The 15,904-nt window shown below is 25.6% G+C and carries 19 protein-coding genes; 13 read left to right on the top strand and 6 right to left on the bottom strand.

From position 1 onward, the window contains the following. Positions 1-17 precede the first annotated feature (17 nt). Complete coding sequence (locus tag AACK86_RS02435) at positions 18-2,243, top strand: RelA/SpoT family protein (RefSeq protein WP_338982404.1); 2,226 nt, start codon at positions 18-20, stop codon at positions 2,241-2,243. Between the two features lie 459 nt (positions 2,244-2,702). Here AACK86_RS02435 and AACK86_RS07160 read toward each other — a convergent pair whose 3' ends face one another. The 4 genes from AACK86_RS07160 to AACK86_RS07175 form a co-directional block, all read right to left on the bottom strand. Next, positions 2,703-3,056, bottom strand: a complete 354-nt coding sequence (locus AACK86_RS07160; RefSeq protein WP_422398340.1) for a transposase family protein — start codon at positions 3,054-3,056, stop codon at positions 2,703-2,705. Between the two features lie 23 nt (positions 3,057-3,079). Beyond that, entirely contained in the window at positions 3,080-3,451 is a 372-nt protein-coding gene (locus tag AACK86_RS07165; RefSeq protein ID WP_422398280.1) for a helix-turn-helix domain-containing protein, read from the bottom strand. A 240-nt stretch (positions 3,452-3,691) separates the two neighbouring features. Beyond that, on the bottom strand, positions 3,692-4,084 hold the full coding sequence (locus AACK86_RS07170) for a transposase family protein (protein WP_422398306.1): 393 nt from the start codon (positions 4,082-4,084) through the stop codon (positions 3,692-3,694). Positions 4,085-4,329: 245 nt separating this feature from the next. Then, on the bottom strand, positions 4,330-4,521 hold the full coding sequence (locus AACK86_RS07175; protein WP_422398281.1) for a hypothetical protein: 192 nt from the start codon (positions 4,519-4,521) through the stop codon (positions 4,330-4,332). Positions 4,522-4,681: 160 nt separating this feature from the next. Between AACK86_RS07175 and AACK86_RS02450 the strand changes: the two genes are divergently transcribed. The 7 genes from AACK86_RS02450 (at position 4,682) to AACK86_RS02480 (ending at position 11,374) form a co-directional block, all read left to right on the top strand. Then, positions 4,682-5,017, top strand: coding sequence for a Panacea domain-containing protein (locus AACK86_RS02450; protein WP_338982406.1), 336 nt, complete (start codon positions 4,682-4,684; stop codon positions 5,015-5,017). Positions 5,018-5,407: 390 nt separating this feature from the next. Next, the gene (locus AACK86_RS02455) at positions 5,408-6,781 is read left to right on the top strand and encodes a glycine--tRNA ligase (protein ID WP_422398341.1); all 1,374 of its coding nucleotides are present in this window, start codon (positions 5,408-5,410) and stop codon (positions 6,779-6,781) included. Between the two features lie 24 nt (positions 6,782-6,805). Beyond that, a complete protein-coding gene (gene dnaG, locus AACK86_RS02460; protein ID WP_338982410.1) occupies positions 6,806-8,587 on the top strand; it encodes a DNA primase in 1,782 nt (593 codons plus the stop codon). After that, on the top strand, positions 8,588-9,940 hold the full coding sequence (locus tag AACK86_RS02465; RefSeq protein WP_338982412.1) for a sigma-70 family RNA polymerase sigma factor: 1,353 nt from the start codon (positions 8,588-8,590) through the stop codon (positions 9,938-9,940). Between the two features lie 2 nt (positions 9,941-9,942). Next, positions 9,943-10,608: a class I SAM-dependent methyltransferase gene (locus AACK86_RS02470; RefSeq protein WP_338982414.1), complete on the top strand. Its 666-nt coding sequence runs from the start codon at positions 9,943-9,945 to the stop codon at positions 10,606-10,608. 14 nt (positions 10,609-10,622) lie between these two features. Then, the gene (gene efp / locus AACK86_RS02475) at positions 10,623-11,180 is read left to right on the top strand and encodes an elongation factor P (RefSeq protein ID WP_338982416.1); all 558 of its coding nucleotides are present in this window, start codon (positions 10,623-10,625) and stop codon (positions 11,178-11,180) included. A gap of 65 nt (positions 11,181-11,245) precedes the next feature. Next, complete coding sequence (locus AACK86_RS02480) at positions 11,246-11,374, top strand: NAD(P)-binding domain-containing protein (protein ID WP_338982418.1); 129 nt, start codon at positions 11,246-11,248, stop codon at positions 11,372-11,374. Positions 11,375-11,540: 166 nt separating this feature from the next. Here AACK86_RS02480 and AACK86_RS07180 read toward each other — a convergent pair whose 3' ends face one another. Together AACK86_RS07180 and AACK86_RS07185 are read right to left on the bottom strand one after the other, a co-directional pair. Next, the gene (locus AACK86_RS07180) at positions 11,541-11,933 is read right to left on the bottom strand and encodes a transposase family protein (RefSeq protein ID WP_422398342.1); all 393 of its coding nucleotides are present in this window, start codon (positions 11,931-11,933) and stop codon (positions 11,541-11,543) included. 134 nt (positions 11,934-12,067) lie between these two features. Continuing rightward, on the bottom strand, positions 12,068-12,370 hold the full coding sequence (locus AACK86_RS07185; RefSeq protein WP_422398282.1) for a helix-turn-helix domain-containing protein: 303 nt from the start codon (positions 12,368-12,370) through the stop codon (positions 12,068-12,070). Between the two features lie 91 nt (positions 12,371-12,461). Here AACK86_RS07185 and AACK86_RS02490 point away from each other — a divergent pair, with 91 nt between their 5' ends. The 5 genes from AACK86_RS02490 (at position 12,462) to AACK86_RS02505 (ending at position 15,903) form a co-directional block, all read left to right on the top strand. After that, positions 12,462-12,788 (top strand): SGNH/GDSL hydrolase family protein, encoded by a 327-nt coding sequence (locus AACK86_RS02490; RefSeq protein ID WP_338982420.1) that lies wholly within the window; start codon positions 12,462-12,464, stop codon positions 12,786-12,788. Between the two features lie 39 nt (positions 12,789-12,827). Next, positions 12,828-13,550, top strand: coding sequence for an IS5 family transposase (locus AACK86_RS02495; protein WP_338982422.1), 723 nt, complete (start codon positions 12,828-12,830; stop codon positions 13,548-13,550). A gap of 105 nt (positions 13,551-13,655) precedes the next feature. Then, the gene (locus AACK86_RS07190; protein WP_422398283.1) at positions 13,656-14,108 is read left to right on the top strand and encodes a transposase family protein; all 453 of its coding nucleotides are present in this window, start codon (positions 13,656-13,658) and stop codon (positions 14,106-14,108) included. Continuing rightward, positions 14,093-14,485 carry a transposase family protein gene (locus AACK86_RS07195; protein ID WP_422398306.1) on the top strand — a complete coding sequence of 131 codons (393 nt, stop codon included), beginning with the start codon at positions 14,093-14,095 and terminating at the stop codon, positions 14,483-14,485. Before AACK86_RS07190 ends, AACK86_RS07195 begins: the two co-directional genes overlap by 16 nt. A gap of 467 nt (positions 14,486-14,952) precedes the next feature. Continuing rightward, a complete protein-coding gene (locus tag AACK86_RS02505; RefSeq protein WP_338982425.1) occupies positions 14,953-15,903 on the top strand; it encodes a phosphatidate cytidylyltransferase in 951 nt (316 codons plus the stop codon). Position 15,904 lies beyond the last annotated feature (1 nt).

A 15,904-nucleotide genomic window follows, 5' to 3' on the forward strand; every position in this document is an offset into this window, starting at 1 on the left:
TAAGTGAGTTTGATATTATGAAATCGATAACATTTAAACAAGTTTTAGATAAAGTTAAAACCTATATTAGTAATGAAAAAGATATTGAGGAAATAAAACGCGCATATGCCTATGCTTATAATAAACATGATCAGCAGTTAAGAAAAAGTGGTGAACCTTATATTAATCATCCTTTATGAACAACTTATTATTTGGCAACATGGCATATGGATTTAGCAACATTAATTTCTGGTTTATTACACGATGTGCTAGAAGACACACCGACAACTTTCGAAGACTTGAATAAAGAGTTTGGTATTGAGATATCAACTTTAGTTGAAGCTGTCACGAAAGTATCTTATTTTGCTAAAATGAATCGTAGTGAAATTAAATCTAATTATTTGCGAAAGTTATATTTAAGTATGGCGCATGATATTCGTGTTATTGTTATTAAGTTAGCAGATCGTTTGCATAATATCCAAACAATTGAATATTTGGAACCAGAAAAACAAAAAGTTATTGCGAAAGAAACTTTAGAAGTTTATTCTTCAATTGCGCACCGGTTAGGGATGCGACAAGTAAAAAGTCTTTTAGAAGACTTGTCTTTCGCAATTTTAAATCCTGTTGAATATAAAAGAATTTCTCGCAATGTTGATTTGGAAAAAGAACATTTAGAATCATTAATGGCCGTAATGATTAACAATATTAAGTCATTATTAGATAGTAAGAATATTAAAGCAACAATTTCTGGTCGTAGCAAAAGTATTTATTCAATTTATCGTAAGATGTATTATTTTGGTCGTAAATTTGAAGATATTCATGATTTATTAGCGATAAGAATTATTACTAATACGATTGATGAATGTTATACTATTTTAGGTTATTTGCATCAGCAATTTCCACCTTTACCAGGAAGATTTAAGGACTATATTGCAACGCCTAAATATAATTTATATCAGTCATTACATACAACAGTTATTCAAGATGCAACAATTTATGAGATTCAAATTCGAACTGTTGATATGGATGAAAAGGCAACTTATGGAGCAGCATCGCATTGAAAATACAAAGAGGGCGAAATCTATAATACTAAAAAACGCCAAGCTGATATTGATGAGCGCTTAGATATTTTTAATCGGATTTTAGATTTAGAAAATATTAACAATGAAGAGTTAGAAAGTAATGAAAAACCAAATATGGAGTTAGCCGTTAAGAGTGATATTTTTACTTCTTTAATTTATGTTTTAACTCCTAATGGTAAAGTTATTACTTTGCCTTTTGGGTCAACAATTTTAGATTTTGCATATAAAGTTCATACTGATATTGGTGAGAAAACTACGGGTGGTAAGATTAATGGTAACTATGTTTCTGTTAGTACTGTTTTAAAATCTGGTGATGTTGTGGAAGTTAAAACTAGTAAAAATATGCGACCATCCCGTGACTGACTAGTTATTGCTAAAACTAGTTATGCATTGCATAAAATTAAAAGATTTTTAAAAAAACAAGAACAAGAATTTGATGAAACTCATAAAGATAATGAATCTAAAAATCTTAAAAAAATTAAAAATGTTAAAAAAGCGATTGATGATGTTTTAACGCAACGGAAATTAAAATGGAAGTTAGTTTCCCAAAAAGAACTAATGCATCGCTTAAAGCAATTAAAATATCATACTTTAGAAGATTTTTATTTAGATGTTGCCAATAAGAAATATCAACTTGATGATGCGATTAATCTTTTATTAGCAAGTAATGAAACTAGTCCTAATACTTATTTGAATCATCTTCAAGAAAAAAAAGTTGAAAAAATTAACTTGAAAGATGACTTTATTGTTAAAGGTGCTGATAATATTAAAGCAACTTTAGCTCATTGTTGTATGCCAGTGCCATTAGAACCAATTACGGGATATGTTAGTAAACTTGGTGGAATTCGTGTGCATCGCGTTAATTGCCATAATATTCTTCCAGAAGAACACCAAGGGCGACTTCTGGAAGTGTGGTGGAATGAAAATGTCATTAAGCGTCATCAATATTATAGTAATATTAAAGTAATTTGTTATGACCGTGATGGTTTAATGGCTAATATTACCAATATTCTTGCTAATTTAAATGCTTCCATTCAACAAATTCATATTGAAACAAGTTCGGATAATAAATACAGTATTAATCTTGTTATTAAAATTGCCAACAAGGTTCTTCTTCAACAATTGTTGTCATCATTACGACAAATACCCCATGTGTATGATGTCGTTGTAATGGAAAACTAGATATATAGTAAAATAAGTCTCTAACTAAATTTCTTTGTTAGAGACTTATTTTTTATTTTATTGTCTTAATTTGTTAGCAACTATGTTTACTAGTACTATCTTTCTTACAGTCCTTGCAATTATGTCCCTCAGAACAAGAACATTTGCAGTCCTTACACTTGTTCATTTTATTGTCTCCTTTCTTCTTATGTAGAATAGTTAGATGAAAAATAACTTATATCAATGATAAATTATTGCTCGCTTTTTGTGGTTATATTTTTCAGTATAAGATAGTTGTAATTTTTATTTATTAGACTTCTTGCATAACCTATTAAAAAAATTACAAATATTTGTAAAAAGACAGTAATAGAAAAATATAATTTTAATTAATTATGTCTTTTATCTAAAAAATTAATATTTTGCCACAACAAAAAATGAATTTATTATTTAAATTCTTTAATTTTAAATAAATCTTTTATGTTAAATTAATAATTGCAAATTATAAATTGAGGCAATTAAATTAAATCTTAAACCAAATCTTTTTCTACGATTACGATATTTTTCTGTCATAATTTTAAATTTTTTAAGAATAGCAAAAATATTTTCAATAATAATTCTCATTTTTGAAACTAGTCTATTATGTTGTTTTTGTGCTTTATTTAAATGGTTTTTCTTTGTTTTCTTTGTAGGTATTAGAACATTATTGTGAATTTTTTGTATTGCTTGATAACCACTATCAACTATTAATTTGGTATTTTTTAAAATTGGGATTTTTGATTCTTTAAATAAAGCATAATCATGTTTTTTCCCAAGTGAAAAACTTGTTGCAATAATTTTTCTGGTTTCTTGTTAGATAATTACTTGTGTTTTAATGGTGTGTTTTTTCTTTTTACCAGAATAAGATTGTTTTTGTCTTTTTTTGGGCGTTGGATTGGAGTTTCGGTAGCATCAATAATAATAGTTTTATCATTAAAATAATCATTTATTAGTGCTTTTTTACCAGCAAGTTGTTGAAAATCAGAGTTTTTAATTAAAATATCTTCAATTCACTTGATATTGCGATAACAATTAGCTTCACTAATTCCGAAATTTTTACCAAGATAAAAATAAGTCTGATATTCTCGTCAATATAATAAAGTCATCAATAATCTATTTTCTAGTGATAATTTATTAGTTTTACCACCTTTTTTAAATTTTTCTATTTCAGCTACTTGTAAAATATCTAACATTTTATTAAAAGTGGATTTTTTTATTCCTGTTAATCTTAACCATTCTTTATCATTAAGAGTATTAAATTTATTAGACTTCTTGCATAACCTATTAAAAAAATTACAAATATTTGTAAAAAGACAGTAATAGAAAAATATAATTTTAATTAATTATGTCTTTTATCTAAAAAATTAATATTTTGCCACAACAAAAAATGAATTTATTATTTAAATTCTTTAATTTTAAATAAATCTTTTATGTTAAATTAATAATTGCAAATTATAAATTGAGGCAATTAAATTAAATCTTAAACCAAATCTTTTTCTACGATTACGATATTTTTCTGTCATAATTTTAAATTTTTTAAGAATAGCAAAAATATTTTCAATAATAATTCTCATTTTTGAAACTAGTCTATTATGTTGTTTTTGTGCTTTATTTAAATGGTTTTTCTTTGTTTTCTTTGTAGGTATTAGAACATTATTGTGAATTTTTTGTATTCCTTGATAACCACTATCAACTATTAATTTGGTATTTTTTAAAATTGGGATTTTTGATTCTTTAAATAAAGCATAATCATGTTTTTTCCCAAGTGAAAAACTTGTTGCAATAATTTTTCTGGTTTCTTGTTCGATAATTACTTGTGTTTTAATGGTGTGTTTTTTCTTTTTACCAGAATAAGATTGTTTTTGTCTTTTTTTGGGCGTTGGATTGGAGTTTCGGTAGCATCAATAATAATAGTTTTATCATTAAAATAATCATTTATTAGTGCTTTTTTACCAGCAAGTTGTTGAAAATCAGAGTTTTTAATTAAAATATCTTCAATTCACTTGATATTGCGATAACAATTAGCTTCACTAATTCCGAAATTTTTACCAAGATGAAAATAAGTCTGATATTATCGTCAATATGATAAAGTCATCAATAATCTATTTTCTAGTGATAATTTATTAGTTTTACCACCTTTTTTAAATTTTTCTATTTCAGCTACTTGTAAAATATCTAAAATTTTATTAAAAGTGGATTTTTTTATTCCTGTTAATCTTAACCATTCTTTATCATTAAGAGTATTAAATTTATTATTGTTCATATTTTGATATCCTCATAAATTATATTTTATAAGAATATTTTAATAAAAAAGGTATCGCAAGAAGTCTATTGTTGATAAGTATAAATTAACTAGTCCGGTTAAGTTACAAAAATTAATGTATTTTTCTTACTTGAATTTTTATAATGATACTGGGAAATTAATGTTTAATGAGAAGTTTGAGGCTTGAATATTAGGTCCAGTATTACGAAGGGTTTATTTACATACTAGAGATTTCGGTCTTAATTTTTCTTATGTTTTATCAACAAAAGTTATTACTGAAAATAATGCAATAAAAAATATTTCTGTAGATAAAAAAATTATTAGTGATTTAACAGATCAGGAAATAATTAATGTAATAGATAAAACTTGAGAACAATATGGTAATATGTCACCTAGAGATTTAGTTGATGAATCTCATAAAACAAGTCCTTGAATTAAGGCCAGAAATGGAATTCAAGAAAATGAACCAAGTGATAACCAAATTTCTTTAGTTTAAAATATGATTTTTTAATCAAATAAGCAATATTTAAAAATTAAAACTAATTAAATGGCTAAACAAAAGCCATTTTTTATTATTAAAGTAATTGCTAATATTTTTTCTTTTTGCTAACTTATTTTTATTAAGTTGTGTTAAAATTAATTTAACAATGTGAATCTTTGTGTAATATGTGTGTATCAACCACAACAACACACCCTTATAATAGGTTGACAAAATATACGGTATATTCTATAATTGTTTGGTGCATTAGATATTGCTATTGCATATATAAAAATAAATAAAAATTTAATATAATTTATTGTGAAGAACTCGGGTTTTATTTAAGTAGTATTTGAATGAATAATGTCTTGGGTCTTTGTTTTTTAGAGCGGGGTTGCTATGGCGGATATTAATAAGAGAATGGAATTGTTACTTAATCATTTGAAGGAGTATGGCTTTGTTTTTCAGGGTTCACAAATTTATGGTGGGTTAAGTAATAGTTGGGATTATGGTCCGTTGGGAGCACAGTTGAAAAATCGTTTGCAACATTTGTGATGGGAACGGTTTGTGACGAAGCATCCTTTGAATGTTGGACTGGATAGTGCAATTGTTATGAACAGTAGTGTTTGGAAGGCTTCGGGGCATCTTGATAATTTTTACGATTTATTTGTGGATTGTAAAAGTTGTATTAAGCGGTTTCGAGTGGATCATTTGTTAAGCAATGTGACTGTTGATTTTCAAAAATTGCGTGCTGATGAATTGCAAACCTTATTAAAAGAACATCAAGTTGTGTGCCCTAATTGTAAAAATAATAATTTTACATCGGTTCGTTCGTTTGATTTGATGTTTAAAACTCAACAAGGGGTTTTAGCAAATGATCGAGGTGTTGTTTATTTACGACCAGAAACAGCACAAGGAATTTTTGTAAATTTCAAAAATATTCAACGAAGTTTAAGAAAGAAATTGCCCTTTGGAGTTGGTCAAATTGGAAAAGCTTTTCGTAATGAAATTACTCCGGGACACTTTATTTTTCGGACAAGAGAATTTGAGCAAATGGAATTGGAATTTTTTTTTAATCCTAATGATCAAACTGAGTGGTTTGATTATTGATTAAGTTATTGTCAGCAATTTTTATTAGATGTTGGTATTAAACACGGTAATTTTAGTTTAAATGAACACGAAGATAATGTTTTAGCTCATTATGCGAAGCGAACTGTGGATATTGAATATAATTTTCCTTTTGGTAAGCAAGAGTTATGGGGTATTAGTAATCGTTCCTCTTTTGATTTAAAAACGCATAGTGAACATAGTGGCGAAGATTTAAGTTATTTAGATTCAGAATTAAATGCGAAGATATTCGCGAATGTTATTGAACCGTCAGTCGGTGTTGGCAGATTAATATTGGCTATTTTAAATGATGCTTATGATGTTGAGATTTTGCCAGATAATAGTAAACGCACGATATTGCGATTAAATCACAATTTGGCTCCTTATTATATTGCTATTTTACCTTTAAGTAAGCAATTAAATGAAGAAGCCTATAAATTATATGAAGAGTTAGCGAATGATTTTTTAGCAACTTATGATGAAACGCAAAATATTGGGAAAAGATATCGCCGTCAAGATGCTATTGGAACGCCTTATTGTATTACAGTTGATTTTAAAAGTCTTAGACGGTGAAGAAGAAGTGTAACGGTGCGTTTTCGTGACACGATGGTGCAAAAACGAGTAAAAGTTAGAAAATTAAGAAAGTACCTTAAACACTTGCAAGAGCAAAATTAAAGTGTAAGGAGAAATAGAACTAGTATGGTTAATCCTGAAAAAATTTCTCTCATTAGAACGAGAACTAATATTACTGAAATTATTGGTCAATATTTAAAATTGCAAAAAAAAGGTCGTAACTATTGAACAGTTTGTCCTTTTCACGAAGACAATGCACCTTCAATGAGTGTTTCTCCTGAAAAACAAATTTATCGGTGTTTTTCTTGTCAAGCTTCTGGGAATGTCTTTACTTTTTTGCAAAAATATAAAAAAATTTCCTTTTTAGAAGCTTTAAAAGAAGTAGCAACACTTGTAAATATTGATTTACAAGAATTAGAGCAATGAACAAAAAATAAATATGATAATGAAACTCTGAAAATATTTGCGATTAATTCTTTAGCTTGTGAATACTTTATGTATCATTTAGATAGCAAAATTGGTATTCAAGCAAAAAAATATTTAGAACAGCGAAATATTGATAATAAGTTAAGAGAACAATTTAGTATTGGATTGGCTCCTAGCGAAGATGGACTAGTAGCATATTTAGAACAAAAAGGTTATAAACCTAGTGAATTAGTTATTTCTGGTTTAGTTGTTTATCAAAATAATCATTTTAATGATTATTTTAGAAATCGGATTATGTTTCCGATTCGTGATATGGAACATAATATCATTGGTTTTTCGAGCCGTTCATATTTGGAAAATCAACAACCAAAATATATGAATACCGTAGAAACTAATATTTTTAAAAAAAATCAATTATTGTATAACTTAAGTTTTGCAAAAAATAATTTGCATCAAGATAAGTATTTATTAATTTGTGAAGGATTTATGGATATTATTGCTTTAAGCAAAATTGGCATTAACAATGCTGTTGCCATTATGGGAACAAGTTTAAGTGCACAACATTGTTCTATATTAAAAAAGGTTACTAATGAAATTATTTTATTTTTGGATGGTGATGATGCTGGAATTATAGCTGCGTTTAAAATGATTAGTGAATTATGGTATCACAAATTTAATGTTAAAGTAGTAAACAATCCAACAAAATTGGATCCCGATGATTTAATTAAAAAAGAAGGTGCAGTAGCCGTTCGTGCTTTAATTAAAAATAGTATTCATCCTTTAGACTTTGTTTTAAATTATTTTCAAAATAATTTAGATTTAAAGAAAATTGACAATGTGACTGAACTTTTAAAAAAAGTTACTCCATTTTTTCAGTTGTTACATAGTGCTGTTGAAGTAAACTTTTATTTAAATAAATTAGAAACAATAACTAATTTGGATAAAAAAATCCTTGAACAAACATTATTTGCTAAGCAAACAATAGGAACTACTGATAAAATAAATCCTAAAAATGCTGGGGTTAATAAGAATTTATATTTAAATCCGATTGAAAAATCGGAAAATATTATTATATTTTCGTTACTTTATACAAAAGACACATTAACTAATAGCGAATTAAATAATTTTTCCTTAATTGATCCCATTAAAAAAGTTTTATTATCAGAAATTATTAGTTGATATGATAAAAATCCGCAAGCAGAGAAAGTAAATTATGAAGATTTTCTAAAATCATTACAACAAGAGCAAGTAAAAAAGTCGTTAGAAATGATTTATAGTCTTTATAATAAACAAGAATTTGTTTATCGCCCTAAGTTAATTAGTGATTGTCAAGAAACTATTTATAATTACTTAATTAAATTAGAAAAAGATAAATGAGCAAAAAAATGATTAGCAACTAATAATGTTAATGAAAAAATAGCAATTGGGCAAAAAATTATTAGTTTGTCAAAAAATATTAAAAGAGAAAAGAGTGGTCAATAGATGCGAAAAAGAATATTTAAAAAAATAAAAACTTTTGATGAGATTAAGTATGACTTATTAAAAAAGATTAAAAAAAATGATAATCATATTAGTCAAGAAAAGGTTTTAAAAGCATTTGAAATGTTACATATTGAAGATGGACTCTTAGAATCTTTTATTAATGAACTACAAAATGATGGTGTTTTTTTAACCGATTTAGTTGATGATGAAGTTGAAGTTGATATTGATTTAGAACATTCTGATTTTGAAGAAGATGATATTGTTAAAGAGCGAGCTATTTTTGATGAAGATGATGATATTATTATTAACTTTAAAAATAATGGTCCAAGTATTTCTAATGAAACTAAAATTCATGACATTATTAAAGCCTATTTTAATCGTTTAGGTTCAAGTAAAATTTTAACAAAAGAAGAAGAAGTAAAATATGCAAGAATGTTGGATTCATCTGATCTTGAAATTAAACAATATGGACGAAATAAGTTAATTATTTCTAACTTAAAGTTAGTTGTTTCAGTAGCTAGAAGGCATACTAATCGTGGTTTAGATTTTTCAGATTTAATTGAAGAAGGAAATATTGGTTTAATGAAAGCAGTTGATCGTTTTGATTATCGCCGAGGATTTAAATTTTCTACTTATGCAACTTGATGAATTCGTCAAGCAATTACAAGAGCGATTGCTGATCAAGCAAGAACGATTAGAATACCGGTTCATATGGTGGAAACTATTAATAAATTAACAAGAATTGAACGCCAATTAACTCAAGAATTAGGTCGGGAACCAACCCACACTGAAGTTGCCGAAAAAATTGGTTTGGGAATGACTGCTGAAAAAGTTCGTGAAATTAAACGATTATCAATGGAACCAGTTTCTTTAGAAAAGCCAATTGGCGAAGAAGATGATACACACTTTGCTGATTTTGTTGAAGACAAAGATATTTTTTCACCAGATGATTATGCTGAACGAGAATCATTACGAGAACAATTAGATAAGGTTTTTGAAGAAATCTTAAATAAACGCGAGGAAAAGGTTATTCGGATGCGTTTTGGTTTACTACCAACTAAAATTCGATCGCTAGTTGATTTAGCAGAAGAAGGAAGCGAAAAAGATGAATTAATTAGTGAAATAATGAATTTAGATTTTAAGTTTGATACGCCAATTGAAAAGGTAATTAATTTAAATGATTATGTTATTGATAAACATTTAACTAAGTATGATTCACCAAAAACATTAGAAGAAGTTGGTAGTGAATTTGGTGTTACCAGAGAAAGAATTCGTCAAATTGAAGCTAAAGCTTGTCGCAAACTAAGAAGTCCTTCAAAGTCAAGAGTTTTGAAAGATTTTTATAAAGGTTAATAATGAAACTATCTCATCGTTTAGCAACAATTGCTAATTTAGTTAATCCTAATGATATTGTTGCTGATATTGCTTGTGACCACGGTTTAGTTGCTATTTACTTAGTAAAGAAAAAAGGAATGAATAATATTTTTGTTAGTGATATTAATCTTAAAGCATTAGCTCAAGCTCAGAAAAATATTATTCAAAATCAATTACAAAATAATATTTTTCCAATTTTAGGGGATGGCACTAAATGAATTAGTGCTAGTAATAACATTAATTGTGTTATTATTGCGGGATTAGGTGCCAAGACAATTATTAATATTTTAACTAATGATTATCAATCAATTAATCGTTATATAATTCAAACAAATAATGAAATGTCTAAAATTCGTAAATGAGTGCAAGACCACAATTATTTTATTGAAGACGAATTATTAATTAAAGATAATAATTTTATTTATGAGATTATTGTTATTAATAAAACGCACGGTTGTTTAATTGTTAACGATGAACAAATTATGTTTGGACTAAATTTAGAAAATAAATATGAGTTATTATTTAAGAAAATGTGAACCGACAAACTTTTTCATTATGAAAATATTATCAATAAATTAACCCCAAATCAAGTTAATGCCATAATGAATTTACAAGTTTTGTTAATTAGAAATAAATTGCAAAAGTAAAAGGAGAAATAAAGATGATTAATGTTAATGATTTACGCAACGGCATGACTTTTAAACATAGTGGTAACTTATTTTTAGTTTTAGATACTGGTCGTGCTCAAGCAGGAAGAGGCCAAGCAAATGTTAAAGCTAAAGTTAAAAATTTGCGAAGCAATGCAATTATTAATTTAACTTTTACTAGTGGTGATAAAGTTGAACGGGCGCATCTTGATAAACGCGTGATGCAATATTTATATAGTGATGGCAATAACTTGATTTTTATGGATAATGAAAGTTATGAACAAGTTGAAATTAATAAAACAAAAATGGTATGAGAATTAAAGTTTTTAACTTCTAATTTACAAGTTCAAGTATTACAATATGATAATGAAATTTTAACGATTTCGTTACCAGATAAAGTAACTTTAAAAATTATTGAAGCTGAACATGCTGTTAAAGGTGATAGTAGTTCTTCGCCAAGCAAAAGAGCAGTTGTTGAAACTGGATTAGCATTACAAGTACCATTATTTATTAATACTGATGATTATATTGTTGTTTCCACAGTTGATGGTAAATATCAGCACCGAGCTTAAAATAACCTAAAAGGTTATTTTTTTTATGTCATAATTATTACAAACATATAAAGGAGTTAAATAAAGTGAAAATTGGATTTTTAGGTGCTGGTAATATGGGGAAAGCAATTATTGATGGGTTATTAAATACTAATGCTTTTACTAATGAAAATATTAAAGTCGTTATTAATAGTGATAAAAGTTTTCAATATTAGACTTCTTGCATAACCTATTAAAAAAATTACAAATATTTGTAAAAAGACAGTAATAGAAAAATATAATTTTAATTAATTATGTCTTTTATCTAAAAAATTAATATTTTGCCACAACAAAAAATGAATTTATTATTTAAATTCTTTAATTTTAAATAAATCTTTTATGTTAAATTAATAATTGCAAATTATAAATTGAGGCAATTAAATTAAATCTTAAACCAAATCTTTTTCTACGATTACGATATTTTTCTGTCATAATTTTAAATTTTTTAAGAATAGCAAAAATATTTTCAATAATAATTCTCATTTTTGAAACTAGTTTATTATGTTGTTTTTGTGCTTTATTTAAATGGTTTTTCTTTGTTTTCTTTGTAGGTATTAGAACATTATTGTGAATTTTTTGTATTCCTTGATAACCACTATCAACTATTAATTTGGTATTTTTTAAAATTGGGATTTTTGATTCTTTAAATAAAGCATAATCATGTTTTTTCCCAAGTGAAAAAATTGTTGCAATAATTTTTCTGGTTTCTTGTTCGATAATTACTTGTGTTTTAATGGTGTGTTTTTTCTTTTTACCAGAATAAGATTGTTTTTGTCTTTTTTTGGGCGTTGGATTGGAGTTTCGGTAGCATCAATAATAATAGTTTTATCATTAAAATAATCATTTATTAGTGCTTTTTTACCAGCAAATTATTGAAAATCAGAGTTTTTAATTAAAATATCTTCAATTCACTTAATATTGCGATAACAATTAGCTTCACTAATTCCGAAATTTTTACCAAGATGAAAATAAGTCTGATATTCTCGTCAATATGATAAAGTCATCAATAATCTATTTTCTAGTGATAATTTATTAGTTTTACCACCTTTTTTAAATTTTTCTATTTCAGCTACTTGTAAAATATCTAACATTTTATTAAAAGTGGATTTTTTTATTCGTGTTAATCTTAACCATTCTTTATCATTAAGAGTATTAAATTTATTATTGTTCATATTTTGATATCCTCATAAATTATATTTTATAAGAATATTTTAATAAAAAAGGTATCGCAAGAAGTCTATTTTTAAATCGCAAGAGTTTGAAGTGCCACTTTACAAACATTTTTGTAGTAATGGTCCGACATATTCACAAATTTTAGCTAATAAATTAGGAATCAAATTAGTTCCTGCTTGAAGATTTAAGTTTTTAAAACAAATTTATGAAAAGATTGGTAATAATTATGCTGTTGCCGGTGCACAAATAACAAAGTTACCTTTTTGAAAACTTAAAAGTATTTTCTGCAATAATTTTTCTTTGCCTAAACAAGCAAAGGCTTTGCTTAAACATCATCAATTAACTGAAAATGATTTAGTTATTATTAATATTGGTGGTAATGAATTAATAGACTTCTTGCGATACCTTTTTTATTAAAATATTCTTATAAAATATAATTTATGAGGATATCAAAATATGAACAATAATAAATTTAATACTCTTAATGATAAAGAATGGTTAAGATTAACAGGAATAAAAAAATCCACTTTTAATAAAATGTTAGATATTTTACAAGTAGCTGAAATAGAAAAATTTAAAAAAGGTGGTAAAACTAATAAATTATCACTAGAAAATAGATTATTGATGACTTTATCATATTGACGAGAATATCAGACTTATTTTCATCTTGGTAAAAATTTCGGAATTAGTGAAGCTAATTGTTATCGGAATATCAAGTGAATTGAAGATATTTTAATTAAAAACTCTGATTTTCAACAACTTGCTGGTAAAAAGAAAAAACACACCATTAAAACACAAGTAATTATCGAACAAGAAACCAGAAAAATTATTGCAACAAGTTTTTCACTTGGGAAAAAACATGATTATGCTTTATTTAAAGAATCAAAAATCCCAATTTTAAAAAATACCAAATTAATAGTTGATAGTGGTTATCAAGGAATACAAAAAATTCACAATAATGTTCTAATACCTACAAAGAAAACAAAGAAAAACCATTTAAATAAAGCACAAAAACAACATAATAGACTAGTTTCAAAAATGAGAATTATTATTGAAAATATTTTTGCTATTCTTAAAAAATTTAAAATTATGACAGAAAAATATCGTAATCGTAGAAAAAGATTTGGTTTAAGATTTAATTTAATTGCCTCAATTTATAATTTGCAATTATTAATTTAACATAAAAGATTTATTTAAAATTAAAGAATTTAAATAATAGACTTCTTGCGATACCTTTTTTATTAAAATATTCTTATAAAATATAATTTATGAGGATATCAAAATATGAACAATAATAAATTTAATACTCTTAATGATAAAGAATGGTTAAGATTAACAGGAATAAAAAAATCCACTTTTAATAAAATGTTAGATATTTTACAAGTAGCTGAAATAGAAAAATTTAAAAAAGGTGGTAAAACTAATAAATTATCACTAGAAAATAGATTATTGATGACTTTATCATATTGACGAAAATATCAGACTTATTTTCATCTTGGTAAAAATTTCGGAATTAGTGAAGCTAATTGTTATCGGAATATCAAGTGAATTGAAGATATTTTAATTAAAAACTCTGATTTTCAACAACTTGCTGGTAAAAAAGCACTAATAAATGATTATTTTAATGATAAAACTATTATTATTGATGCTACCGAAACTCCAATCCAACGCCCAAAAAAAGACAAAAACAATCTTATTCTGGTAAAAAGAAAAAACACACCATTAAAACACAAGTAATTATCGAACAAGAAACCAGAAAAATTATTGCAACAAGTTTTTCACTTGGGAAAAAACATGATTATGCTTTATTTAAAGAATCAAAAATCCCAATTTTAAAAAATACCAAATTAATAGTTGATAGTGGTTATCAAGGAATACAAAAAATTCACAATAATGTTCTAATACCTACAAAGAAAACAAAGAAAAACCATTTAAATAAAGCACAAAAACAACATAATAGACTAGTTTCAAAAATGAGAATTATTATTGAAAATATTTTTGCTATTCTTAAAAAATTTAAAATTATGACAGAAAAATATCGTAATCGTAGAAAAAGATTTGGTTTAAGATTTAATTTAATTGCCTCAATTTATAATTTGCAATTATTAATTTAACATAAAAGATTTATTTAAAATTAAAGAATTTAAATAATAAATTCATTTTTTGTTGTGGCAAAATATTAATTTTTTAGATAAAAGACATAATTAATTAAAATTATATTTTTCTATTACTGTCTTTTTACAAATATTTGTAATTTTTTTAATAGGTTATGCAAGAAGTCTAATAAATTCGTTTTTTGTTGTGGAAAAATATTAATTTTTTAGATAAAAGACATAATTAATTAAAATTATATTTTTCTATTACTATCTTTTTACAAATATTTGTAATTTTTTTAATAGGTTATGCAAGAAGTCTTTTATTTAAAAAGCAAAAATATTTTTTAATTTGGTCAAAACCTCTCCTTATTAAATTTTATTATAGCATTGATTGTCTGAATATATTTTCACAATTAGATGCGATTTTATTCTTTCAATTTAATTATCAGTTATAATTAGTTAATATTGATAGAAGGAGTGATTAAATGAAAAAGCGAATTATTACTAGTATCTTTTTAATTTCTTTTGCAATTTTATATTTATTTGTTGGGGCGATATTTCAAGAGTGAAAAGGTTTTGATGTTTGATATATGCCGTATGCATTTTTAATATTTAATAGTATTTTATTACGGATTACAATTTTTGAGGTGATGAATTTAAGGAAAGGAGAAAGTTTTAATTGAATTATTAAAGCTATTATTTTTGTTTTTGCAATTATATTATTATGGTTTCCCATAGCAGAGAATATTAAGTATGAACCGTATTGAAATAAGTACGATGGTCCAAGTCGTATTGAATGATGACAATCATGAATGGTATTGTTAATTTATATGATATTTTTATTAGTTATTTTAGTAATGGTGAAAGTTTTTAAGAAGTTTAGTGCTAATGATGCGTTATTTATATTTTGTATGACACTTTATTTAGTATTTGCTTTTAAAGCAATGAATTATATTATGCTCCAACCAGGGTTTGGTTGACCAGCAGTTAGTGTGGTTTTATTAATTACTATTAGTAATGATACATTTGCTTATATTGGCGGAACATTAGTTGGCAAAAATGCTCTTGCTCCAAAAATTAGTCCTAGTAAAACATGAGAAGGGGCGATTATTGGTATTTTAGTAACCTTGGTGCTTGTTTTAGGATATATTGTGTTATTAACGGAGTTTACGAAGTATCAGCCATTTGCTAACTTTTTTACAACGAAAACAGATGATTATAAATATGTAATTTATTTCTTGTTAATTTTATTTTTGTCATTAATAAGTCATATGGGTGATTTACTTTTTTCATTTATTAAACGGAATCATAATGTAAAAGATTTTTCTAATGTTTTACCAGGTCACGGAGGATTTTTGGACCGGATTGATAGTTTGTCGTTGGTATTAATATTTACTGGATTTTTTATGTTAATCCAGAGTTTTTCAACAATTTAAG

It is taken from the genome of Spiroplasma endosymbiont of Eupeodes luniger, assembly GCF_964019525.1.
In the GTDB taxonomy this organism is placed as follows: Bacteria; Bacillota_I; Bacilli_A; order Mycoplasmatales; family Nriv7; genus Nriv7.